The following is a 22,309-nucleotide window of genomic DNA, read 5'->3' as shown; positions in this document are numbered from 1 at the left end:
GTTAAGCTGCGGACACTACATTTGATTCTGGAAGGCGCCGGGCCTTAACCCCGGTGGCGACAAGGAGATAAGGCCGATGGGCTTTGCCGTGATGAGCTTGACCGATGCTGCTGCCAGCCGCGTCCGGTCGATCGTGGAAAATGCCGGTGCCGATGCCCTGGGCATCCGCGTCGGCATCAAGAAGGGCGGCTGCGCCGGCATGGAATATGCCGTTGACCTCGTTACCGAACCCAATGCGAAAGACGATCTGATCGAACGCGATGGCGCCAAGGTCTGGGTCGCGCCCGAAGCGGTGCTTTACCTGCTCGGCACGCAGATGGACTTCGAGGTAACGACCCTTCGCTCCGGTTTCACCTTCAACAATCCCAACCAGACATCCGCCTGTGGGTGCGGCGAATCGGTCGAGCTGAAGCCGGCCGACCTGGCAGCGCTTGCGGCGCGCGGCGACGCCGTGGTGCCGGCGAACTGACACGCTCATTGCGTTTCTAGAGATGGCAGGCCCGGCTTTTCGCCGGGCCTTTTTTCTGCTGATATGCGGCCGGGTGACGGGGGGAGAAAGGCGTGACGGCGTTCGACGAGGAGCTTGTCTTCAAGGCGCTCTATGAGACCTTTCCGGATCCGGTGATCATCCTTGATGCGTCGCGCATTATTCGCTCGGCCAACCCGGCGGCGCTGGCGCAATTCGGTTATGCAGCGGATGCGTTCATCGGCCAACCAGCGCGCCTGATCTATGCGGACGACAGCGAATATGCGAGGCGCCTGCACAATCGCGCGGCGAACGTCGATGAAAGGATCGCGCGCACCTCGACTTATAGCTACGTCCGGCGCGATGGCTCGACATTCTCGGGTCATTTGCGCACGACACCGCTTGTCGATGCCGGCGGGCGAGAACTGGCCCTGATCGGCATCATTCGCGATGTCTCGGACCTCGCCAAGGCCGTGCAGGAGCGGCAGCGGGCGTCGGACATGCTTGACGCGGCGCTCGACGTCATGCCCGAAGGCTTTGCGATCTTCGATGCCGAGGAAAGGCTGCTGGTCTACAATCGCGCCTATGTAACGATCTGCGGCCCGGCCGGCCCTTTGCTGCGTCCCGGTATCACGGCCGAAGAGATCCTTCTGCTTGCACAGAGAGCAGGTCACTATCCCGAAGCCTTGCCCGGCAACCCGGACTGGCCGGCCTGGGTAGCGCACCGTCTGCAGGACTTTCGTCAACCGGACAACCAGCCGAAGATCTACAGTTACGCCGGAGACCGGTGGCTGAGGGTGGAAAACATCAGGACCAAGGACGGAAACACCGTCGTCCTGCGGGTCGACGTGACCGAACTCAAGCGCGCAGAACTGGCGCTCGAACGCCAGCGACAGGAGCTTGAGCACAAGAACGTGGCGCTCGATCAGTTCACGGCAACCGTGTCTCACGATCTGAAGGCGCCTTTGCGGCACATCTCGATGTTCTCCGAGATGATCGAAGACGAGTTGGCTGCCGGCAACCAGCATGAAGTTTCAGCCAGCGCCCGCCACCTGCGCGACAGCGCCAAACGGATGAACCGGGTTATCGACAGCCTGCTCGATTATTCGCAGATCGCCTATCAGATCAGCACGTGGTCAGACGTTGACCTCAACGATATCGTCGCCGACACGCTCAGTGTGCTAGACGGCCACGCCCGTGAGGCGAACGTCAGCTTCGAGGTCGGCTCGCTGCCGAGGGTGCAAGGTGACCCGGAACTGTTGCGCCGGCTCGTTCAGAATCTGGTCGGCAATGCCATCAAGTATCGCCACCCGGACCGCCGGCCGGTCGTGCGCATCAAGGGTCGCATCGCCGATCAGCAGGTCGAGTTTGTGGTTGAGGACAACGGCATCGGCATCGACCCGCGCTTCGCCACACGCATCTTCGAAGTGTTCCAGCGCCTCCATCACGACGAGAACACCTATGGCGGCACCGGCATCGGCCTTGCGCTCGCCAAGCGGATCGCTGAAAGCCACAACGGATCGATCCATCTTGACATCGGCTTTGTCGAAGGCGCACGGTTTGTGGTGACCCTTCCGAAACGGATGCGGAAGACCAGATAAGGCGACAGGCTTGGCCAAGTCACCGAAGCGATTGCTTGTGGTGGAAGACAACGCGCACGACGCGCGTTTCGTCACGCGCGCGCTTTCGCAGACGGACGACACGCTGGACATCGTCCATGTCACCCACGCCGACGAGGCCGTCCAGCGGCTCGCGCGCGAGCACTTCGATTATGTGCTTCTCGATATCAAGATGCCCGGGATCGACGGGATGGAATTGCTGGAGCGCATACGCTCCAATGAGGGCACATCGGTGCTGCCGGTGATCGTGCTGACCTCGTCTACCAATCCGAGTGACGTCGTCAGGTCCTACAAGGCCGGAGCAAACGCCTATGCGGCCAAGCCGTCGTCGCTTTCAGGCTACAGGCAATTCGCCGAGGCTTTCGTTCGCTTCTGGATAGAGAACACCTTGCCGCCTGGCGGTGCCATCCTTCAACAATAGGAGTGAAAACGGGGCGCGCCGTCGTGGTGCGCCCCGCTGTTCGCAGGCTTACTCCGCTGCTTCCGCGTAGCTTTCCAGCGGCGGGCAGGTGCAGACCAGATTGCGGTCGCCGAAGACGTTGTCGACGCGATTGACCGGCGACCAGTACTTGTCGACCCGGAATGCGCCCGGCGGGTAGCAGGCCTGTTCGCGCGAATAGGGACGATCCCATTCGCCGACCAGGTCCTCGACCGTGTGCGGTGCGTTCTTCAGCGGGTTGTTGACCTTGTCCATCCGGCCTTCCTCGATGGCGCGGGCTTCCTCGCGGATTGCCAGCATCGCATCGCAGAAACGATCGATCTCGGCCTTGGTTTCCGATTCGGTCGGCTCGATCATCAGGGTGCCGGCAACCGGCCAGCTCATGGTCGGAGCGTGGAAGCCGCAGTCGATCAGGCGCTTGGCAACGTCGTCAACAGTCACGCCGGCGCTTTCGACCAGCGGACGGGTGTCGATGATGCACTCATGCGCCACACGGCCCTTGGACGACTTGTAGAGCACCTCATAGGCGCCCTTCAGCCGGGCAGCGATGTAGTTGGCGTTGAGGATCGCCACCTTCGTCGCCTGGGTCAGGCCTTCGCCGCCCATCATCAGGCAATAGCTCCAGGAGATCGGCAGGATCGAAGCCGAGCCGAAGGGAGCTGCCGAAACCGCACCGTCGTTGCCGTCCGTTTCCGGGTGACCGGGCAGGTAGGGCGCCAGATGCGCCTTGACGCCGATCGGGCCCATGCCGGGACCGCCGCCGCCGTGCGGGATGCAGAAGGTCTTATGCAGGTTCAGGTGGCTGACGTCGGAGCCGATGTCGCCAGGGCGGGCAAGACCGACCATGGCGTTCATGTTGGCGCCGTCCAGGTAAACCTGGCCACCATGCTTGTGCACGATCTCGCAGACCTCGCGAACGTTCTCCTCGAACACGCCGTGCGTCGATGGGTAGGTGATCATGCAGCACGAGAGGTTTTCCGCGTACTGCTCGGCTTTCGCACGGAAATCGTCCATGTCGATGTCGCCGTTTTCGCTCACCTTGATGACGACAACCTTCATGCCAGCCATCTGGGCGGAGGCCGGATTGGTGCCGTGCGCCGAGGTCGGGATCAGGCAGACATCGCGGTGGTCGTTGCCCTGCGCCAGGTGGTAGGCGCGGATCGTCAGGAGACCGGCATATTCGCCTTGCGCGCCGGAGTTCGGCTGCATGGAAATCGCATCATAGCCGGTGACGGCGCAGAGCTTTTCCGACAGGTCCTCGATCATGTGCTGGTAGCCGGCTGCCTGATCCTTCGGAACGAAAGGATGGATTTCGGCAAATTCCGGCCAGGTGATCGGAAGCATCTCGGCCGTGGCGTTGAGCTTCATCGTGCAGGAACCGAGCGGGATCATCGCCCGGTCGAGCGCGAGGTCGCGGTCGGAAAGACGGCGGATGTACCGCGTCATTTCGCTCTCGGCGCGGTTCATGTGGAAGATCGGATGCGTCAGGTACTCGCTGGTGCGCAGGAGCGGCTGCGGCAGACGGTAGCCGGGCTCGAACTCTTCCACCTTGAAGTCACCGCCAAAGGCGCGCCAGACGGCTTCGAGCGTGACGGGGCGCGAGCGCTCGTCGAGGCTGATGCCGATCTTGGTCTCACCGATCTTGCGCAGGTTCACTTCCTCGGCGACGGCAGTCTTGAGGATGATGCCCTGCAGCTTGCCGACATCGACGGTGATCGTGTCGAAGAACACGTCCGGCTCGACGGTGTAGCCGAGCTTTTCGAGGCCCATGGCGAGACGAACGGTCTTCTGGTGAACGCTCTGGGCGATCGCCTTGATGCCCTTCGGTCCATGGAAGACGGCATACATCGAGGCCATGACAGCCAGAAGCACCTGCGCGGTGCAGATGTTCGACGTCGCCTTTTCGCGGCGGATATGCTGTTCGCGGGTCTGAAGCGACAGGCGATAGGCGCGGTTGCCGCGGGCATCGACGGAGACGCCGACGAGGCGGCCCGGCATCGAGCGCTTGTGCGCGTCCTTGACGGCCATGTAGGCGGCGTGCGGACCGCCATAACCGACCGGAACGCCGAAGCGCTGGGTGCAACCGATGGCGATATCGGCGCCCATTTCGCCCGGCGACTTCAGGAGCGCCAGTGCCAGCGGGTCGGCAGCGACCGTTGCGATAGCACCGGTCTGGTGCAGGCGCGCGATCAGGCCGGTGAAGTCGTTCACCTGGCCGTAGGTTCCCGGATACTGGAAGATGGCGCCGAAGACGTCGACCGGATCGAGATCGGTGAAGGGATTGCCGATGATGATCTGCCAGCCGAGCGGCTCGGCACGGGTCTTCAGAAGCGCGATCGTCTGCGGATGGCAATTCTCGTCGACGAAGAAGGCCTTCGCCTTGGACTTCGAGACGCGTTCGGCCATGGCCATCGCTTCGGCGGCAGCCGTCGCTTCGTCGAGCAGCGAGGCGTTGGCGACGTCGAGGCCCGTGAGGTCGCAGACCATGGTCTGGTAGTTGAGCAGCGCTTCCAGGCGGCCCTGGCTGATTTCCGGCTGGTAGGGCGTGTAGGCCGTGTACCAGGCCGGATTTTCCAGGATGTTGCGCTGGATGACCGGCGGCGTGATCGTGCCGTAATAGCCCTGGCCGATCAGCGACACGAGCTTCTGGTTGCGGTTGGCCGTTTCGCGCATCTTGTCGAGCGCTTCGCGCTCGGTCATCGGGGCGCCCCAGGCGAGCGGAGTCTTCTGACGGATCGACGGCGGCACGGTGTCGTCGATGAGCGCGTCGAGCGACGGATAACCGACGACCTTCAGCATCTCATCCATTTCCGCCGGCGACGGGCCGATATGACGCCGGTTGGCGAAGTCATACGGCTTGTAGTCGGTAAAGGTGAAGTCCTTGGGCATGCTCATCAGGCGACGAGCTCCTTGTAGGCCGCTTCGTCGAGAAGGGCGTCGGCTGCGTTCGGATCGGCGAGTTTCAGCTTGAAGAACCAGGCAGCGCCCTGCGGATCGCTGTTGACCAGCGACGGGTCGTCGACGATCGCCTGGTTGATTTCGACGATTTCGCCATCAAGTGGACAATAGACGTCGGATGCTGCCTTGACGGACTCGACAGTCGCGGCCGTATCGCCCTTTGCGAAGGTGGAGCCGGTTTCCGGCAGTTCCACAAAGACGAGATCGCCGAGCTGGCCGGCCGCGTGTTCGGTGATTCCAACCGTTGCTACGCCAGCTTCGACCTTCAGCCACTCGTGTTCGTCGGTGAACTTCAACATTTGCGCTCTCTCCTGATCAGCGTTTGTAGGTTTGTTTGACAAAGGGCAGGGCGGTGACGACGACAGGCAGATACTTGCCGCGCACCTCCGCATAGACGGTCGTGCCGTTGTCGGTATGGGTGGCGTCGACGTATCCCATGGCAATCGGGCCGTCGACTGTGGGGCCGAAGCCGCCTGAAGTCACCTTGCCGACGAGCGTCTTGCCCTCGGTGTCGGCAAACAGATTGGCGCCACCGCGCACGGGAGCCCGGCCCTCGGGCTTCAGGCCAACGCGGCGGCGTGACGCGCCTTCAGCGAACTGGCCAAGAATGCGATCGGCGCCGGGAAAGCCGCCCTCGCGAGCGCCACCGGCGCGGCGCGCCTTCTGCATCGCCCACTCGATCGCGCCTTCGACCGGCGTCGTGGTGGTGTCGATATCGTTGCCGTAGAGACAAAGGCCGGCTTCCAGACGCAGCGAATCGCGCGCGCCAAGGCCGATCGGCTTGACATCAGGGTGTTCGAGCAGACGCTGCGTGACGTCGGCTGCCGATGCGGTGGGAATGGAAATTTCGAAACCATCTTCGCCGGTGTAGCCGGAACGCGAGATGATGCAGGTCACGTCATGCAGGTCGGCTTCAGCGACATCCATGAAGCGCATGGCCGAGACATCGGCCCACAATTCGCCAAGGACGGCCTCTGCGTGGGGACCCTGCAGCGCAATCAGCGCGCGGTCATCGAGCATCGTGACTTCGCAGCTGTCGGAGAGACCTTTCTTCAGGTGTTCGAAATCCGCATCCTTGCAGGCGGCGTTGACGACGAGGAAGAGGTGGTCGCCCCGGTTGGCGATCATCAGATCGTCCAGAATGCCGCCTTCGGCATTGGTGAAGATCGCATAGCGCTGACGGCCTTCGCCAAGGCCGAGCACGTCGACCGGCACCAGCTTTTCCAGCGCCAGAGCCGCGTCCTCGATCTTGCCGGACTTCGGCCGGACGATGACCTGGCCCATGTGCGAGACGTCGAAAAGGCCTGCCGCAGTGCGCGTATGCAGGTGCTCCTTCATCACGCCATCAGGGTATTGAACCGGCATCTCGTAGCCGGCAAAGGGCACCATGCGGGCACCCAGCGAAAGGTGCAGCGCACGCAACGGCGTATGTTTCAAATGGGAAATGTCTTCCAACTCCGGCCTCCAGGTCTGGCGCGCACGCGCGCCGGCTCACACTTCCGGCGTCAGACGCCGTCAAATTCGAGCCCCCTCTGTCCCTTTGCCTGAGATTGTTATCCCTTCGGCGAGCGTCAAAAACGCTTCTCTCCAGAGTCCTACCGGCACCTTGCTGGTCCTTTGGCCTGAGAGTTTCCGGGGCGGTTGCTCCTTCGGCACCGGAACGAACCGGTTTCTCCCAACAAGATCGCCTCCAAATAACGGCGAACCTGTGAACTTGGCAAGGGGGCGGTGTCGCGGTCAAACACATTTTTGTCGCAGCGATTTTCCGTCGCGACTAACGGGTGCGTCAATTCTGCCTTTGCATTCTCCTCCGCTTGAGGATAACTCAGGATCGATACCGGGGACGACAATGACTAGGTGTAAGGGACATTTGCCGATTGCTGTGCGCATTGTCGCCGCTTTCGCGCTTGTGTTCCTGTCCTTCGCCCATAAGCCGGCGATGGCGAAAAGCCTGCCGCCCGCTGAGATTGCAGCTTACCAGCTGCCCGATGGAACCATCGCCGAAATCTGCTTCGGAACGGATGGCGTCGATCACGATAGCGGCAAGTCGCAGTCCATGGCGCCAGTCTGCGAAGCTTGCCGGCTCGCAAGTGCGGCCCTCCTGTCGACACCGCCACAGCAAAGCGAACGCGCCGAGACCGGCAACTGGCTCGCCGGCTCGAAGCAAGCGCACGACGATGTCGCCATCAAGCAGGTCCGCCTCCTGCCGCCGCCTCGCGGACCTCCTCAACAGTCGTAACGCTTCCAAACGCATTCAATTCAATGCGCCGCGTTGGCGGCATCGACCACGGCAGGACCGGGCTCCCACCGGCCCGTGGTCAGGAGATTACGACATGAACACGACCAGACTGACTGCGCTTACCCTCGGCCTCGCGCTCACGACCGCCGGCATCGCTCACGCCCACGCGACGTTTGAAAACGACACCGCCCAAGCCGAAAAGAGCTTCAAGGCGGTGCTGCAAGTCCCGCATGGCTGCGACGGCAAGGCAACGACAGAAGTGCAGGTGAAGCTGCCCGAAGGCTTCGTCTTCGCCAAGCCACAGCCGAAGCCCGGCTGGGAGCTGGAAATCATCAAGGGCGACTACAAGAAGACCTATGACAATCACGGTGACAAGGTTTCGTCCGGCCCGGTCGAGATCCGCTGGAAGGGTGGCAATCTGCCAGACGAATTCTACGACACCTTCGTGGTCAAGGGTAAGGTCTCGGGCTTTGACAAGGAAACGGTGCTTGCTTTCCCGACCGTGCAGTTGTGCGGCAAGGACGGCAAGGTGGTCTGGGACCAGGTTGCGGCTGAGGGGCAGAGTGCACACGATCTGAAGAGCCCAGCTCCTACAGTGACGGTGAAGTTGGCCACCGGTGGCGACGAGCACGCCGGCCATATGGCCGCTGACGGGCCAATCAAGCTGGGCGACCTCGAAATTTCAGGCGGCGCAGCCAAGGCGATGCTGCCCGGCGCCAAGGTCGGCGGTGGCTTCCTGACGATCAAGAACGGTGGCGGTGCCGATGATCGCCTCGTGGCAGTCGAAAGCCCGGTCGCGGGCCGTGTCGAAATCCATGAAATGGCGATGGAAAACGACGTGATGAAGATGCGCAAGCTCGATGACGGCGTCGTCATCCCCGCTGGCGAAACGGTCGAACTCAAGGCTGGCGGCCTGCATCTGATGTTCATGCAGGTGTCGAAGCCGTTTGCCGAAGGCGAAACGGTGCCGGTGACGCTGGTCTTCGAGAAGGCCGGCACGGTCGATGCCAAGCTTGCCGTGGGAACGGCGGGCGGTGGTGCTGCCGCAACCGGCGGTCACTCGCACCACTGAACGACCCGACAAGACGAACTGCGTTGCCTCAGGCGGCGGCGCCGCTCTCATCGTCATCGCCGGCAGGGTCCTCCTGCCGGCTTTCGCTTTCGTGGTCTTGCGACGCGTCGTCGTCCTCGCGCATGTATTCGAGATAACGACGCAAGGTTTCGGCCTCGGTCTGCTGAGGCAGACGGCCATCGGCGCTCATCAGCATCAACGATAGCGGAAGCGCACCCTTCATCTTCGGGACGGAAGCAGGCGTGATCGCCGGCTCACTGGAACGGCGAGGCGAAAGCAAGGTGATCGCCTCGTCCGCCGGGCCATCGCCGGACACGCGCGCCTTCGGCTTGACGGCTTCTGCCGCATAGGCCGCTGTAGTCGCGGATACCGTAACGACCTGTACCAAGGTCTTCACCTGCCTTCGTTGTTGTCAATCCTTTCCGTTTTGCGCGATTTCACTTGAAGCCCGGTGAAAACTGGTAGCCGCCTTTTAGTCAAATCCTAACGATTGCCGGAAATGGCAGCGCCATATGTGGCCAGGCGACTGGTGATCGTGACCGCACACGATGCCAATGCGGATCTTAATCCGGAGATAGTGGCAATGCAGAAGGCGGCGGACGCCGGCATGGCCGTAAAGGTGAAGGGACACCGATGTCCGTTGCGAACAAGACCGTTTGCGCCGGATGCGTCGCAGTTTGTCAAACGGATGCAGGCCATGGGCGCCATGATGCGCAACGACTACGACTGCTCGAGTTCGCCAACACCCTGCTTCTGGCGAAAGCTTTGGAATTGCCGCAATTCCGGTGGTCGCGGTCGATTATTCGTCGTCCACGCGAGACAGGATAAGCCTCTGAACATCAGGATCCTGACTGCGGATCGCCGTCATCAAAGCGCGCAATCGGCCGCGCAGGCCGTGGATCTGATCGAGAAGTTGCATGGCGACGTCGACGCCGTCGTTGTTGACCCCCATGGGGCCGGTCAGGTCCTGGATCAGGCGGGCGCGGGCAAGATCATCCTCTTCGAAGATCCAGCCGCTGTCTTCCCGGCGCGGCACCAGCCAACGCTGTTCGACCCAGACTTGGAGCACCGTGACCTCGATTTCGAGGTGTTCGCAAAACTCGCTATCGTTCATGCGTTGCCTCCCAGGTTCTTGCGGGGATCCTCTGCCTTGCCGGCTGCCCATCCTTCAACGAAGGCAGCGAGCGACGGATCGGCATGCGGCGCAAGCGTGATCTTCAGCGTCACATAGGCATCGCCGTGGCCGCCAGCCGGCTTGCGCATGCCCTTGCCCTTCAGCCGCAAGACCTTGCCGGTATTGGAGTGCGGCGGGATGGTGACATTGACAGCCCCATCCATCGTTGGAACGCGGATCTTGCCGCCAAGCACCGCTTCGCTGAGCGAAATCGGGATATCGTACCGGACATCCTCACCGTCCACCTGGAACAGCGGATGCGGCCGCACACGGATGTCGATCAGCGCGTCGCCGGCGGCGGCGCCGTTGTGGCCAGGCTCGCCCTTGCCACGCAGGCGCAGCGTCTGCCCATCGCGCGTGCCCGGCGGGATCGTCAGATCAAGGGCCGGCCCGCCACCCGGCAGGCTGATCTGCTTCTTGGCGCCATTGACCGCCTCAAGCAGATCGATCTCCATGGAAAAATGTAAATCCTGCCCGCGCATGGATTGCTGACCCCGACCACGACGAGAAAAGAAGCTGGAGAAGATATCGTCCTTGTCGCCGAAATCCTGAAATCCGTGGGCGCTTTCATAACGCCCGGCGGTGCCGCCGGCGCCGGCATAGTCGCGGTAGAAGTTGCGCGGCGCCGTCTCCGAGCCGGTCTCGTCGATCTCGCCGCGATCGAACTTGCCGCGCTTCTCCTCGTCGCTCAAAAGCGCATAGGCAGCCGATACCGCCTTGAAACGCTCCTCCGCTCCCTTGTCGCCGGGATTGAGATCAGGATGAAGTTTCTTGGCGAGCTTGCGGTAGGCGCTCTGAATGTCTTTCTGCGTGGCGTCCCGGCTGACACCAAGGGTTTCGTATGGATTGCTCGGCATGCGGACTCCTTCAAACTGAAGCGATCGGCAGCGGATCAGGGTGGGGCAATAAAGCTCACATGTCCCAATCCATTTGGGTAGTCGGTCGCTTGAGGACAAGCATAGGGCAGCCGCGCCGAAACGACAGGCCGAAAGCGAACGGCGACCGGTTTGTGCTCTCATTTCGCGCGTGGACGGTTTCTGCTACAATCCCGATTTCGGAACCATTCGAAAAAGGCAGCGTTCCCGCCGGGTGGTTTTAAACGGAGGCCGACATGTCCGTACGCCTGCAGCTTGCCATCATGGTTGGGCTGATGATCAACGCGGTGCTCTTCGGCATCGGTGTTGTAATCGTTCTCTCCATCCCGGCGCTGGCCGACAACGCCAAATACGCTCTGCCTGTCGTGGTCGTCACGTGTTTCATCCTGACGCCCTTCATCGCCTGGCTGATGGCGCCACGCCTCAGGCTGCGCTACTGGCGAGAGCGGGAGCAATCGGGCAAGCATCTGTCGACGTGAGATTTTGTCTCGGCTCTCTCGGGGGGCTGGCTTAACTCTAACGGCCAGAGGCAGCGTATCGTTTTGTATTGTGCGCCCTTCAGCAAGAGCTGTGACACCGCGCCGCGCCCAAAAATGTGACATTGCAGTACGCGCAGGCGTTGAAAACATCACAGACAGGCACAAATTAGCTTTTAACAATCAACGCCCTTGATAGATACTCCATGGAGTATCATAGAATTGCTGGGTCAAATCGTCATGCGTCGCTTCGGCGGTAGCGCACGGCCGAATGTCAAACGACGCTGAAGGAGCAAAAGCCTATGAAAACCGCAATGTTGCTACTCGTTCTCACCACCCTGTCTGCCTGTGCGCAAACCACGGGTAGTCTGGGTGTGGGTTATGTGGGCGGCGACGGCGACTATTACCAGGGCATCGTCGCACCGAAGTAATCCGGCGAAGCAGACGGAAATGCCATAGAAATGTGCATTTCGCCAAAACGGCTTCGGTTGCACGGGTGCGATCTCCCACGCTCCGATCAACCGAACCGGTGATGCCGGCGGCAGTCGTTGAAGTACAAAGCACCCGCATGGCGACACGAGCGGGGGCTTTGGCAACCGGGAAGGCCGATGGTTGGTCCGGCCCAAGAGAACGGCTGATGGCGTTAGAAGCTACGCCAGCGCGCGGACCTTCGGCTCACGATCCCAATACCGCGTCGCTGCGGCCTCGACAAAACTCGTGCCCACCAATCCAACAATGCCAGCATCCGGCGCCACGCCCGCCTTATCCAGCAGAGGCTTCGATGTTTCGCTTGAGCCTATTGCCTTCAAGTGGCCAAATGCATCCATAACCCATTGAACTGCAGCTGCCTGCTTGGCGAGATCGATGGCAGAAGCATTCGAGAGGACGAGGGCAACAGCGTCGAAGAGCTGCGACGGGGATCCAGCCAATTGCCCGTCCGCCTTCATGATGTCCTCATCGGAGAGCCTGGCTCCACCTATCCTCGGTGAAACAAGGAAGGCAGTGCCTCCCGCTTTCTCGACCGCCGCCACAATCTCCTTCAACTCTGCTGCATCTGTGCCATCAGCGATCAGGATTCCGACTTTACGGCCGGTGAGGAGAGCCTTCATGTTCGCATGGATACTCAGCGCCGGTGACGGCTCCATGGCGAAAGGTTCCCGCGCTGTGGGGCTCTTGTCCGGCAGCACCAGACCGAGACCATCGGCCACACGCCTGGCCAGATCCTCGTCGACGTTGCGCAGGTTGGCGAGCATGCGTGGAGGAACTTGCGCAAGTTGGACCTTGGACAACTCAAAAACGAATGACGAGGCGATATGGGCCTGCTCGGTCGGCTGTTGCGATATCCAGAACAATCGGGCCTGGCTGTAATGATCGGAAAAAAGCTCACCGCGTGCGCGTAACTTGCCCCCCTGTTCGTGCAGGTCGACTCGGCCTTCCGATGTGCTGAACCCCGTCCTCGGGCACTCGCGCGGGCCACCAGCTTCGCCGTGCTCGGCAAGACTGTTGGGCTCATAGCTCGCGCGCCCCTTCGGGACGTTCATCTGCATCTGTCCGTCGCGCTGAAAATTCATTACGGGACATTTGGGCGCATTGATCGGGATCTGATGAAAATTCGCCGTTCCAAGCCTGGATTTCTGCGTGTCGAGATAACTGAACAAGCGACCCTGCAGGAGAGGATCGTTGGAAAAATCCACCCCCGGCACGATGTTGGCTGGGCAGAAAGCGACCTGCTCGGTCTCTGCGAAGAAGTTGTCGGGGTTTCGGTCCAGAACCATGCGACCGACAATCCGGATCGGGATCAGCTCTTCTGGAATGAGCTTTGTCGCATCGAGCACGTCATAGGGCTGAGCGTCGGCAAATTCCTGGTCGAACAGCTGCAACCCGAGTTCCCATTCGGGAAAGTTGCCGGTCGCAATGGCTTCCCAAAGGTCGCGGCGATGATAGTCGTTGTCAGCAGCCTGCAGCTTCAGGGCCTCATCCCACACGGTCGATTGAATGCCGAGCTTCGGCTTCCAGTGGAACTTGACGAAAGTCGATTTGCCTTCGGCGCTGACCAGACGGAAGGTATGGATTCCGAAACCTTCCATCATGCGCAATGAGCGCGGAATGGTACGGTCGGACATAGCCCACATCAGCATGTGGGTCGTTTCCGGCATCAGGGACGCCCAGTCCCAAAAGGTGTCGTGAGCGCTGCCGGCTTGAGGGAAGGCGCGGTCGGATTCCATTTTGACGGCATGAACCAGATCGGGAAACTTGACAGCGTCCTGGATGAAAAAGACGGGGATGTTGTTACCGACCAGATCCCAATTGCCTTCCCGGGTGTAGAACTTCACCGCAAAGCCGCGAACATCTCTTGGCGTGTCGACCGACCCTGCGCCGCCAGCCACCGTCGAAAAGCGGGCAAACAGCGGTGTTTTCTCGCCAGCCCGCTGAAATAGGTCAGCTTTGGTTATATCGGCGAGGGATTCGAAAAGCTCGAAATAGCCGTGAGCACCGGATCCTCGGGCATGAACGATGCGCTCGGGAATGCGCTCGTGGTCAAAATGAAAGATCTTCTCCCGCAGAACGAAGTCCTCCAGAAGCGTCGGGCCACGGTCTCCCGACCGAAGGCTGTTCTGGTTATCGCTGATGCGGATGCCTTGATTTGTCGTCAGATGGGCCGCATCCGCCGTATCCCTGTTGTGTTCGGAGACCTGCTGATGTGTTTCTCCGCCTTCGCCCTTGCGAGTTTCAAAGGTATTCTTTGCCATGAGGTTTCATCCTTGCTTGCGCGTAATGTCTCGCCGCGGCCCGCAACAGCCAAGTTTAGAATTCGGCTTGTGCGGCGAGATCGCCGACCCATCTCAAGCATCGCTGATGTGAAAATCCGGCGTACACGTTATTGGTTAGAGCGTGCCGCCGAATTCTGCATCGAAAGCTGCGACCGGCATGAGCACCGAAGCTCCATCTGCTGTTGTCGAGAACACGAAGACGCAACCCACCGGCGGACGGATAGTTCCCCGACGTCTGAAATAAACGCTTTCAAGGTTCCAAATAGAAAGCTGCCAGGTGTCCACCTGGTATTCTAATGTCAGCTGGCAATATTTTGTGCAGTGCAGCAACCAATCCGTGGTGAATGCGTTGGGAGGTGTCAGCGCCGTTTTTGGCCGTTGCACCATGAGGGATGCCTGAAATGAGAAATCTGCAGGACACCGTTGCCCGCCTTGCCGCACTCAAAGCCGCCTACGGTCAGGTGAACGCGAATTCCACCCGTGACCGCCTGAAGGATATGACCATAGCGGGCGCCAACCCTGGGGCGCTCAAAGCCCGGATGTTCGTTCCACAAAACCTTGCCGCGGGGGCTCCATTGGTGGTCGTCCTGCACGGGTGCACCCAGAACGCCGCCGCCTATGACGAGGGCTCGGGGTGGTCGGAACTGGCCGATCGATACGATTTTGCGCTTCTTTTCCCGGAACAGCAGCGCGCCAACAATGCCAACCTCTGCTTCAACTGGTTTGAACCTGGCGATTCGAAACGCGACGCCGGTGAAGCCCGCTCGATCCACGAGATGATCGAGACCATGGTTTCGACCTACAATTTGGACCGGAGCCGCATCTTCATTGTCGGCCTTTCGGCCGGCGGTGCGATGTCATCGGTGATGCTGGCGAGCTACCCCGAGGTTTTCGCGGGCGGAGCGATCATCGCAGGATTGCCCTTTGGCACGGCAACATCCATTCCGGAAGCGTTCGACCGTATGCGGGGGCATGGTGGTCCCGGCGAAACCCAGCTGCAGACGCTGATTCGCAGGGCATCGCCCCACAAGGGACGCTGGCCGACGATATCGGTCTGGCACGGCACCGCCGATGGCACGGTCGACGTGTCGAACATGGAGGCGATCGTTCGGCAATGGACGGGGCTTCACGGTGTCAAGACGACCGACTTCACCAGCGAGCCTGAAAAAGGTTACCTGCGCCGGGTCTGGCGCGATGCCGATGGACGACAGGTCATCGAAACCTATGCCATCCAAGGGATGGGCCACGGCACGCCGTTGGCGACAGCCGGTCCGGATGGTTATGGCAAGGTGGGCCCCTATATGCTGGAAACCGGCATATCCTCCACGTTACGGATTGCCAGCTTCTGGGGGCTTGTGACCCTTGCTGCTGATCATCGGCCAAACGATGAGAAGGACGCGAAGTCGGAGGGTTTCGTCCATACGGGTGACATCCTTGTGCCGGGCACGCTCGTCAGCGAGAATGAGGAGGAGCGGGCGAGACGGCGTCAGACCGGAGCGGGGAAGGTACCCCCCTCCGGCGTCCAGAAGATCATCGAAGACGCTTTGCGCGCCGCGGGGCTGATGAAATAGACCCGCTACGGCGTCCGGGCGACAACTCAAATCCGGGCGCCGCCGGCAGCAAATCGTATGGCGTCAATCAACTGTCTGGCATGGCCGAGCCGGCTCTTCAGTCCCACTGGCAGCAGCCAGCACGATCCAATCGCCAACCGTTAGCGCCATGTCTGCGTCGCGAGACGCATGCCATCTGCATGCGGGTGTCGAAGCTAAAACCGTTTCTTCAGGAAGTAACGCGGTATTGCACCGGGCCCGCCTTCCAACTGACCGAAAACCTCAAAGCCCAGCTTCTCGTAAAAAGGCCGCGCCTGAAACTCGAACGTATCGAGCCAAAGGCCGATGTAACCGCGGTCCCGCGCGACCTTCTCCGCCTCCGCGATCACCCGTTGCCCCAAGCCCTGGCCGCGCAGGTTTTCCGGTATTGCGAGATAGCGGATGAAGGCCCAACCATAGCCATCCGTCGCATAGAGCCCGCCGATCGCCGCTTTCGTTTCGGGTCGCGGATGAGGACCGCAAAGCCCGGCTGGTCGACCATACCGCTATGCGCATCGTTAAAGGCATCGAGCGTCGCGACGATCGCACTTACGTCGCGTCTGGGGCAATCAGGTTAGACGAAGATCCGGTGCCCTACGGAACGCGAAAGGCGCCCAAGCAAAAGGGCGCCTTTCGTTTCTAGTCTTGCACTGCACGCACGCAAATTCAAGCTATGAGTGCAGCAATGATCAGCTGCAGCCGCTGGTCGCGCCGCAGGTGTCGCACTTCTCGCAGGTGCCGTTGCGCACCATGGTGAAGTTCTGGCACTCGGAGCACATATTGCCGGTGTAGCCCTGCATGATCGAGCGGGCGCGGCGTTCGGCTTCGAGCTTCTTGGCATCCGACTTCGCCGATGCCGCTTCGGCCGCGGCCTTGTCGGAGAAAAGGGCCGTCACTTCCGTGACCGTCTCGGTCGTTTCCTCGGCGATCTCTTCGGCAAGTTCCGCCGCACGCTCCTCATAGTCGCGCTTGAAGGCGACGATTTCGGAGGTTGCAATCGACGTCGTCTGCTCGATCTTGCGGACCGTGTTGCCGGCGATCGAAGTGACCGTTGCACCGGATGAAGCGCGGGCAGGGGCTGACGTCGCCGATCCCTTCGGCTCCCCGGCGCGGTCGGCCGTACCGCCGACGATCGTCGGCTTGTAGCCACGGGTCCAGCCCGTGGAGATCAGGTTGGTCTTGCCTTCCTGGATACCCTTGCCGAGTGCGGTGTTGCTGAAATCGGATGTGTCGACATGGGCCAGATCGTGGCGGCCGAGGTAGGACACGGCCAGTTCCCGGAAGACGTAGTCGAGGATCGACGTCGCGTTCTTGATCGCGTCGTTGCCCTGGACCATGCCGGCCGGTTCGAACTTGGTGAAGGTGAAGGCCTCCACATATTCTTCCAGCGGCACGCCGTATTGCAGGCCGAGCGAGATGGCGATGGCGAAGTTGTTCATCATCGCACGGAAGGCGGCGCCTTCCTTGTGCATGTCGATGAAGATCTCGCCGAGACGGCCATCACCGAATTCGCCGGTGCGCAGGTAGACCTTGTGGCCGCCGACGACAGCCTTCTGGGTGTAACCCTGGCGACGGTTCGGCAGCTTTTCGCGGGCGCGGATCACCTTCTCGATGACGCGCTCGACGATCTTCTCGGTGATGGTCACGGCCTGGGCTGCGGCCGGTGCCTGAATCAAATCCTCCAGCGCATCCTCATCGTTCTCGTCTTCGATCAGCGAGGCGTTCAGCGGCTGCGAGAGCTTCGAACCATCGCGATAAAGGGCGTTGGCCTTCAGCGCCAACTTCCAGGAAAGCATGTAGGCGTTCTTGCAATCCTCGACGGTCGCCTCGTTCGGCATGTTGATCGTCTTGGAAATGGCGCCCGAGATGAACGGCTGGGCGGCCGCCATCATGCGGATGTGGCTTTCGACCGAGAGGTAGCGCTTGCCGATCTTGCCGCAGGGGTTGGCGCAATCAAAGACCGGCAGGTGTTCGTTCTTGAGGAACGGCGCACCTTCGAGCGTCATCGCACCGCAGACGTGGATGTTGGCCGCTTCGATGTCCTTCTTCGAGAAGCCCATGTGCTCGAGCAGGTTGAAGTCCATTTGCGCGAGCTGCTCGTCGGAAACCTTCAGAGCGCCCTTCAGGAAGTCAGCACCCAGCGTCCACTGGTTGAAGACGAACTTGATATCGAAGGCCGACTTCAGGGCAGCGTTGACGGCCTCGACCTTCTCGTCGGTGAAGCCCTTGGCCTTCAGCGTCGAGGGGTTGACGGCCGGTGCCTGGTTGAGGTTGCCATGGCCGACGGCATAGGCTTCCATTTCGGCCAGCTGGCTTTCGGAGTAACCGAGCGAGCGCAGGGCTTCCGGAACGGCGCGGTTGATGATCTTAAAGTAGCCGCCGCCGGCGAGCTTCTTGAACTTGACCAGCGCGAAATCAGGCTCGATGCCGGTCGTGTCGCAGTCCATGACAAGGCCGATCGTGCCGGTCGGCGCGATGACGGTCGACTGGGCGTTGCGGTAGCCGTGCTTCTCGCCGAGTTCCAGCGCCTTGTCCCAAGCACTCATGGCGTGGATGACGAGGTCCTGGTCGGGATTTTCGCCGTGGATGAGCGCGACCGGGTTGACCGAGAGGCCCTCATAGCCCGTCGTCTCGCCGTAAGCGGCGCGGCGATGGTTGCGGATGACGCGCAGCATGTTGTCGCGGTTCGGGGCAAAGCCCGGGAACGGCCCAAGCTTGGCGGCCATTTCCGCCGAGGTGGCATAGGAAACGCCGGTCATGATCGCCGTCAGCGCGCCGGCAATGGCGCGGCCTTCGGTCGAGTCATAGGGGATGCCCGACGACATCAGGAGGCCGCCGATATTGGCATAGCCAAGGCCGAGCGTGCGGTATTCGTAGGAAAGTTCCGCGATCTCGCGGGACGGGAACTGCGCCATCATCACCGAGACTTCGAGAACGACGGTCCACAGCCGCACGGCGTGTTCGTAGTCGGCGATGTTGATGCGCTTCGTCGCTGCATCCTTGAACATCATCAGGTTCAGCGAGGCGAGGTTGCAGGCGGTGTCGTCGAGGAACATGTATTCCGAGCACGGGTTCGACGCGCGGATCGGGCCGGCGGCGGGGCTGGTGTGCCAGTCGTTCATCGTCGTGTTAAAGTGCAGACCCGGATCGGCCGACGCCCAGGCGGCGTAGGAGATCGATTCCCACAGATCGCGCGCCTTCAGCGTCTTCATCACGCGGCCGTCCTTGCGGGCGGTCAGGTGCCAGTCGCCATCGGCTTCCACGGCGCGCAGGAAGTCGTCCTTGATCGAGACAGAGTTGTTGGAATTCTGGCCCGAAACCGTGAGATAGGCTTCCGAATCCCAATCGGTGTCGTAGGTCTTGAACTCAAGGTCCTTGTAGCCCTGCTTGGCAAACTGGATGACGCGCTGGACATAGTTTTCAGGAACCAGCGACTGCTTGGCAGCGCGAATCTCGCGCTTGAGCGCCGGGTTCTGCTTCGGGTCGTAGCAGGCGTCGTCGGTGCCGTCGCAGTTGACGCAGGCCTTCATGATCGCCTTCAGGTGCTTGGCGACGACCTTCGAGCCGGTGACGAGCGCTGCAACCTTCTGCTCTTCCTTGACCTTCCAGTTGATGTATTCCTCGATATCCGGGTGATCGATATCGACGACGACCATCTTGGCGGCGCGACGGGTGGTGCCGCCCGACTTGATGGCGCCGGCTGCGCGGTCGCCGATCTTCAGGAACGACATCAGGCCCGAAGACTTGCCGCCGCCCGAAAGCTTTTCGCCTTCGCTGCGCAGGTGCGAGAAGTTGGAGCCGGTGCCGGAACCATACTTGAACAGGCGCGCTTCACGCACCCACAGATCCATGATGCCGCCCTCGTTGACGAGGTCGTCGGCAACCGACTGGATGAAGCAGGCGTGCGGCTGCGGGTGCTCGTAGGCGGACTTGGACTTGGTCAGCTTGCCGGTGAAGGGGTCGACGTAGAAGTGGCCCTGGCCGGGGCCATCGATGCCATAGGCCCAATGCAGGCCGGTGTTGAACCATTGCGGCGAGTTAGGCGCAACGCGCTGGGTGGCGAGCATGTAGGCAAGTTCGTCACGGAAGGCGGAGGCGTCTTCTTCGCTGGCGAAATAGCCGCCCTTCCAACCCCAATAGGCCCAGGTTCCGGCCAGGCGATCGAAAACCTGGCGGGCATCGGTTTCGGAACCGTACTGTTCGTCCTTCGGCAGCGCCTTCAGCGCTTCCGTGTCGGGAACCGAGCGCCAGAGGAACGAGGGGACATCGTTCTCCTCGACGCGCTTCAGCTTCGCTGGCACGCCAGCCTTGCGGAAATACTTCTGGGCGAGAATATCGGCGGCAACCTGGCTGAACTGCGCCGGCACATCGATATCTGCGAGACGGAAGACGATCGAGCCGTCGGGATTCTTGATTTCACTCGTAGCTTTGCGGAACTCTATCTCCGCATAGGCGGATTGCCCGGCCTTGGTGAAACGACGTTCGATCAGCATTGTCCCGTGTCCTTCGTGTTGCCATGCGCCCGCCACAGGCGCAATTGTCCCCGCCCAGCCGCGGAGCCATTCCGCAGCCAGCCTCAGCTTCCGTCCTTGAAGGGAAACCCAGATTTGGGTGACCCTGTATCTTGTGAGATAGGCTGACTGCAAGCACTAAATATAGTATTAACAGCTTCCTGATGCCAGCCAAATGTTGCTCAAGCGGGCCCGAAATGACGCACAGAATTCCTCGCTGCGGCTCAAGCGGGGAACCCGCGTTTGCCGCATGTCAGAACCGACGATTTCGAGAAATGAACCGGGCTCAAAACATTCCGGTCCGCCGCCGTCGCAACGTGAAATCCATTAACCGTGAATCGTCCTAGGGCGTCAAGGGGTGGTTTGTGACGGAAGTTTGAGCGCTAGATGTTGTGTGGATCGACTGTGGAAAACGGGGAAAGCGGCCAATGCCTTGAAAATCAGGCACTTCGACAGTTTGCCTGCGACGCTGCCGCAGCGGCAGGCGAAAAATCAAAATTTTGAAGGGTAAAAAAGCATATAAATGGTACCCCCAGGGGCAGTCGCGGTTGCACAAGCGGCGGCGATGTGACGGGCAGCGCAAATTGATTCGTTTGCCGATATGGAGGTGCCCCTATAGCGCCTTGTCGGGGAGGCGCGGGGCTGTCCCCGCACCTGAAACGATGGCCCAAACAGCGTGGCAAGCCTTGGCTCCACTTGCCGTGAATCGCGTCTTGCGGTCGGGCGCAAGGCTACCGCCAAACCGCGCCGCACTTCTTGTGCGGCACGCTTTAGTCAACGCGCTTCTGCAACTCGCGCGCACCGTTCGGTGCGTTCACCTTGCCTTCGGTGATGAAGAAGGCAAAGACATCACGCGGCTCCTTCTTGGCCTTGCGATCGGGCGCGCTCTTGGCAAGTCCCTCCGGCTCTCCCCCGGCGGCAAACGTCCTGGCGCGATCCGCCCAGAGGTCGAGTTGTTCCGGGGCGTAGCAGGTCTTGATATCGTCGCTGCCCTTTTGCAGGCGCAGATAGACGAAATCGGCGGTAACATCGGCGATCATCGGATAGTCGGCGTGTTCTGCCAACACGACGGCAACCTTGTATTTTTCAAGCAGCTCCACGAAGTCAGGCGCCTGGAACGTCGGATTGCGCACCTCGACGACGTGACGAAGCGGCAGGCCGTCCTGATTTTCCGGCAGGAGCTTGAGGAAGCCTTCAAAATCCTCCGGCTCGAACTTCTTGGTCGGCGCGAACTGCCACAGGATCGGCCCGAGATGGGGGCCGAGCTCCGTCAGCCCCTGCGTCAGGAATTTCTGCATGGATTCGCCGGCTTCGGAGAGAACCTTGCGATTGGTGACGAAGCGGCTGGCCTTCAGCGAGAAGACGAAATCCTCCGGCACTTCGGAAGCCCACCGGGCGAAGGTCTCGGGCTTCTGCGACGAATAGTAGGTGCCGTTGACTTCGATCGCCCGCAATTCCTTGCCCGCGTATTCGAGCTGGCGCTTCTTCGACAGGGTGTCGGGATAGAACGTGCCCTCCCATGGCTCAAACGTCCAACCGCCGATACCAACGCGGATCTTTCCGGATTTCGTCATCCCATCCTCCTCATGGCGGCACAGTCAGGCCGCATGTCAATTTACTCGGACGCCATCTGCCCCGCGGGCTTGGCCATATCCACCAGCATCCACCCTGGCCGATAGGGGTTCGGCCGGCGACCCGTTTCTTGAAAACCATAGGCGCAGTAGAGCGCGATGTTTCGCTCCATCCGCGCATTGGTATAGAGCCGCACCTCCGGCACGCCCTGTTGGACAGCCTGCGCATCCACAAACCGCAGCAGCTCAATCCCGAGACCCTGCCGTTGGAACGAAGGCGCGACCGCAAGACTGAAGATCAGGAGGTGATCCGCATGCCGTTCGAAGACAGCAAGGGCGGAAATCGCGACGCCATCGTCGCGAAGCCAGACTTCGTCTCGCGCGATACGCGGCTCGTAATCCTCGATCACGGGCAAGGGTGGCCCGCCGAGCAACGCCGTGTGTGGCGCGTAGGCTGCTGCGGTAATCTCCCGGACGGCGGCTAGGTCATCTCCCGTCGCCGGACGCATCATTGCGAAGCCGGCGACGGCGTTCTTACCAGCGTTGCCC

Annotated in this window: 20 protein-coding genes and 1 riboswitch; of the genes, 8 read left to right on the top strand and 12 right to left on the bottom strand. The window is 61.2% G+C overall.

All coding sequences use genetic code 11. From position 1 onward, the window contains the following. Positions 1–76 precede the first annotated feature (76 nt). From sufA to AC1Q80_RS08010, 3 genes are all read left to right on the top strand, one after another. A complete protein-coding gene (gene sufA, locus AC1Q80_RS08020; RefSeq protein WP_209791852.1) occupies positions 77–469 on the top strand; it encodes a Fe-S cluster assembly scaffold SufA in 393 nt (130 codons plus the stop codon). Between the two features lie 92 nt (positions 470–561). Next, the gene (locus tag AC1Q80_RS08015) at positions 562–2,067 is read left to right on the top strand and encodes a sensor histidine kinase (RefSeq protein ID WP_492360098.1); all 1,506 of its coding nucleotides are present in this window, start codon (positions 562–564) and stop codon (positions 2,065–2,067) included. Between the two features lie 10 nt (positions 2,068–2,077). After that, positions 2,078–2,506 carry a response regulator gene (locus tag AC1Q80_RS08010; RefSeq protein WP_209791848.1) on the top strand — a complete coding sequence of 143 codons (429 nt, stop codon included), beginning with the start codon at positions 2,078–2,080 and terminating at the stop codon, positions 2,504–2,506. A 48-nt stretch (positions 2,507–2,554) separates the two neighbouring features. Here the strand turns inward: AC1Q80_RS08010 and gcvP are convergent, their stop codons facing one another. From gcvP to gcvT, 3 genes are read right to left on the bottom strand one after another with little or no spacing between them, the layout of a single operon-like run. Further along, positions 2,555–5,419 (bottom strand): aminomethyl-transferring glycine dehydrogenase, encoded by a 2,865-nt coding sequence (gene gcvP / locus AC1Q80_RS08005; protein WP_209791846.1) that lies wholly within the window; start codon positions 5,417–5,419, stop codon positions 2,555–2,557. Next, positions 5,419–5,781 (bottom strand): glycine cleavage system protein GcvH, encoded by a 363-nt coding sequence (gcvH, locus tag AC1Q80_RS08000; RefSeq protein ID WP_065780256.1) that lies wholly within the window; start codon positions 5,779–5,781, stop codon positions 5,419–5,421. The genes gcvP and gcvH overlap by 1 nt, the downstream gene beginning before the upstream one ends. Positions 5,782–5,797: 16 nt before the next feature. Then, a complete protein-coding gene (gene gcvT, locus AC1Q80_RS07995; protein ID WP_492360097.1) occupies positions 5,798–6,937 on the bottom strand; it encodes a glycine cleavage system aminomethyltransferase GcvT in 1,140 nt (379 codons plus the stop codon). Positions 6,938–7,082: 145 nt separating this feature from the next. After that, positions 7,083–7,170, bottom strand: a riboswitch (glycine riboswitch). Positions 7,171–7,331: 161 nt separating this feature from the next. On the opposite strand from gcvT, the gene AC1Q80_RS07990 reads away from it, so the two are divergent. Continuing rightward, positions 7,332–7,721, top strand: coding sequence for a hypothetical protein (locus tag AC1Q80_RS07990; RefSeq protein WP_492360096.1), 390 nt, complete (start codon positions 7,332–7,334; stop codon positions 7,719–7,721). A gap of 94 nt (positions 7,722–7,815) precedes the next feature. After that, positions 7,816–8,793: a DUF1775 domain-containing protein gene (locus AC1Q80_RS07985; protein WP_492360095.1), complete on the top strand. Its 978-nt coding sequence runs from the start codon at positions 7,816–7,818 to the stop codon at positions 8,791–8,793. Positions 8,794–8,821: 28 nt separating this feature from the next. Here the strand turns inward: AC1Q80_RS07985 and AC1Q80_RS07980 are convergent, their stop codons facing one another. The 3 genes from AC1Q80_RS07980 to AC1Q80_RS07970 all read right to left on the bottom strand — a co-directional run bounded on the left by AC1Q80_RS07980 (position 8,822) and on the right by AC1Q80_RS07970 (position 10,824). Next, positions 8,822–9,181 (bottom strand): hypothetical protein, encoded by a 360-nt coding sequence (locus AC1Q80_RS07980; RefSeq protein WP_173420020.1) that lies wholly within the window; start codon positions 9,179–9,181, stop codon positions 8,822–8,824. Between the two features lie 411 nt (positions 9,182–9,592). After that, positions 9,593–9,907: a chaperone modulator CbpM gene (locus AC1Q80_RS07975; RefSeq protein WP_173420019.1), complete on the bottom strand. Its 315-nt coding sequence runs from the start codon at positions 9,905–9,907 to the stop codon at positions 9,593–9,595. After that, positions 9,904–10,824, bottom strand: a complete 921-nt coding sequence (locus AC1Q80_RS07970) for a DnaJ C-terminal domain-containing protein (RefSeq protein ID WP_492360094.1) — start codon at positions 10,822–10,824, stop codon at positions 9,904–9,906. Before AC1Q80_RS07970 ends, AC1Q80_RS07975 begins: the two co-directional genes overlap by 4 nt. 254 nt (positions 10,825–11,078) lie before the next feature. On the opposite strand from AC1Q80_RS07970, the gene AC1Q80_RS07965 reads away from it, so the two are divergent. Continuing rightward, on the top strand, positions 11,079–11,321 hold the full coding sequence (locus AC1Q80_RS07965) for a hypothetical protein (protein WP_173420017.1): 243 nt from the start codon (positions 11,079–11,081) through the stop codon (positions 11,319–11,321). A 299-nt stretch (positions 11,322–11,620) separates the two neighbouring features. Then, on the top strand, positions 11,621–11,749 hold the full coding sequence (locus AC1Q80_RS07960) for a hypothetical protein (RefSeq protein WP_268833758.1): 129 nt from the start codon (positions 11,621–11,623) through the stop codon (positions 11,747–11,749). Positions 11,750–11,968: 219 nt separating this feature from the next. On the opposite strand, the gene AC1Q80_RS07955 is transcribed toward AC1Q80_RS07960, so the two are convergent. Next, on the bottom strand, positions 11,969–14,068 hold the full coding sequence (locus tag AC1Q80_RS07955; RefSeq protein ID WP_492360093.1) for a catalase: 2,100 nt from the start codon (positions 14,066–14,068) through the stop codon (positions 11,969–11,971). Between the two features lie 135 nt (positions 14,069–14,203). Then, on the bottom strand, positions 14,204–14,476 hold the full coding sequence (locus AC1Q80_RS07950; protein WP_492360092.1) for a hypothetical protein: 273 nt from the start codon (positions 14,474–14,476) through the stop codon (positions 14,204–14,206). A 14-nt stretch (positions 14,477–14,490) separates the two neighbouring features. On the opposite strand from AC1Q80_RS07950, the gene AC1Q80_RS07945 reads away from it, so the two are divergent. Further along, positions 14,491–15,660 (top strand): extracellular catalytic domain type 1 short-chain-length polyhydroxyalkanoate depolymerase, encoded by a 1,170-nt coding sequence (locus AC1Q80_RS07945; RefSeq protein ID WP_492360091.1) that lies wholly within the window; start codon positions 14,491–14,493, stop codon positions 15,658–15,660. Positions 15,661–15,854: 194 nt separating this feature from the next. Here AC1Q80_RS07945 and AC1Q80_RS07940 read toward each other — a convergent pair whose 3' ends face one another. The 4 genes from AC1Q80_RS07940 to AC1Q80_RS07925 all read right to left on the bottom strand — a co-directional run bounded on the left by AC1Q80_RS07940 (position 15,855) and on the right by AC1Q80_RS07925 (position 22,272). Next, a complete protein-coding gene (locus AC1Q80_RS07940) occupies positions 15,855–16,082 on the bottom strand; it encodes a GNAT family N-acetyltransferase (protein ID WP_492360366.1) in 228 nt (75 codons plus the stop codon). 285 nt (positions 16,083–16,367) lie between these two features. Continuing rightward, positions 16,368–20,171, bottom strand: coding sequence for a vitamin B12-dependent ribonucleotide reductase (locus tag AC1Q80_RS07935; RefSeq protein ID WP_492360090.1), 3,804 nt, complete (start codon positions 20,169–20,171; stop codon positions 16,368–16,370). Between the two features lie 788 nt (positions 20,172–20,959). Continuing rightward, complete coding sequence (locus AC1Q80_RS07930) at positions 20,960–21,763, bottom strand: DUF72 domain-containing protein (protein WP_492360089.1); 804 nt, start codon at positions 21,761–21,763, stop codon at positions 20,960–20,962. A 41-nt stretch (positions 21,764–21,804) separates the two neighbouring features. Then, the gene (locus tag AC1Q80_RS07925) at positions 21,805–22,272 is read right to left on the bottom strand and encodes a GNAT family N-acetyltransferase (protein WP_492360365.1); all 468 of its coding nucleotides are present in this window, start codon (positions 22,270–22,272) and stop codon (positions 21,805–21,807) included. Between the last annotated feature and the right edge of the window lie 37 nt (positions 22,273–22,309).

The sequence above is a fragment of the Ensifer sp. GW823-FHT05D09 genome (assembly GCF_058795755.1).
Note: the sequence above shows the minus strand (reverse complement) of the source record. Positions and strands in the feature narration are given on the sequence as shown.

Bases quoted from the DNA above. Each gene is read 5' to 3' on its own strand.
- sufA (WP_209791852.1), top strand. From the start codon at position 77: ATGGGCTTTGCCGTGATGAGCTTGACCGATGCTGCTGCCAGCCGCGTC.
- gcvP (WP_209791846.1), bottom strand. From the start codon at position 5,419: ATGAGCATGCCCAAGGACTTCACCTTTACCGACTACAAGCCGTATGAC.
- gcvH (WP_065780256.1), bottom strand. From the start codon at position 5,781: ATGTTGAAGTTCACCGACGAACACGAGTGGCTGAAGGTCGAAGCTGGC.
- AC1Q80_RS07990 (WP_492360096.1), top strand. From the start codon at position 7,332: ATGACTAGGTGTAAGGGACATTTGCCGATTGCTGTGCGCATTGTCGCC.
- AC1Q80_RS07985 (WP_492360095.1), top strand. From the start codon at position 7,816: ATGAACACGACCAGACTGACTGCGCTTACCCTCGGCCTCGCGCTCACG.
- AC1Q80_RS07975 (WP_173420019.1), bottom strand. From the start codon at position 9,907: ATGAACGATAGCGAGTTTTGCGAACACCTCGAAATCGAGGTCACGGTG.
- AC1Q80_RS07970 (WP_492360094.1), bottom strand. From the start codon at position 10,824: ATGCCGAGCAATCCATACGAAACCCTTGGTGTCAGCCGGGACGCCACG.
- AC1Q80_RS07965 (WP_173420017.1), top strand. From the start codon at position 11,079: ATGTCCGTACGCCTGCAGCTTGCCATCATGGTTGGGCTGATGATCAAC.
- AC1Q80_RS07960 (WP_268833758.1), top strand. From the start codon at position 11,621: ATGAAAACCGCAATGTTGCTACTCGTTCTCACCACCCTGTCTGCCTGT.
- AC1Q80_RS07955 (WP_492360093.1), bottom strand. From the start codon at position 14,068: ATGGCAAAGAATACCTTTGAAACTCGCAAGGGCGAAGGCGGAGAAACA.
- AC1Q80_RS07950 (WP_492360092.1), bottom strand. From the start codon at position 14,476: ATGGTGCAACGGCCAAAAACGGCGCTGACACCTCCCAACGCATTCACC.
- AC1Q80_RS07945 (WP_492360091.1), top strand. From the start codon at position 14,491: ATGAGAAATCTGCAGGACACCGTTGCCCGCCTTGCCGCACTCAAAGCC.
- AC1Q80_RS07935 (WP_492360090.1), bottom strand. From the start codon at position 20,171: ATGCTGATCGAACGTCGTTTCACCAAGGCCGGGCAATCCGCCTATGCG.
- AC1Q80_RS07930 (WP_492360089.1), bottom strand. From the start codon at position 21,763: ATGACGAAATCCGGAAAGATCCGCGTTGGTATCGGCGGTTGGACGTTT.
- AC1Q80_RS07925 (WP_492360365.1), bottom strand. From the start codon at position 22,272: ATGATGCGTCCGGCGACGGGAGATGACCTAGCCGCCGTCCGGGAGATT.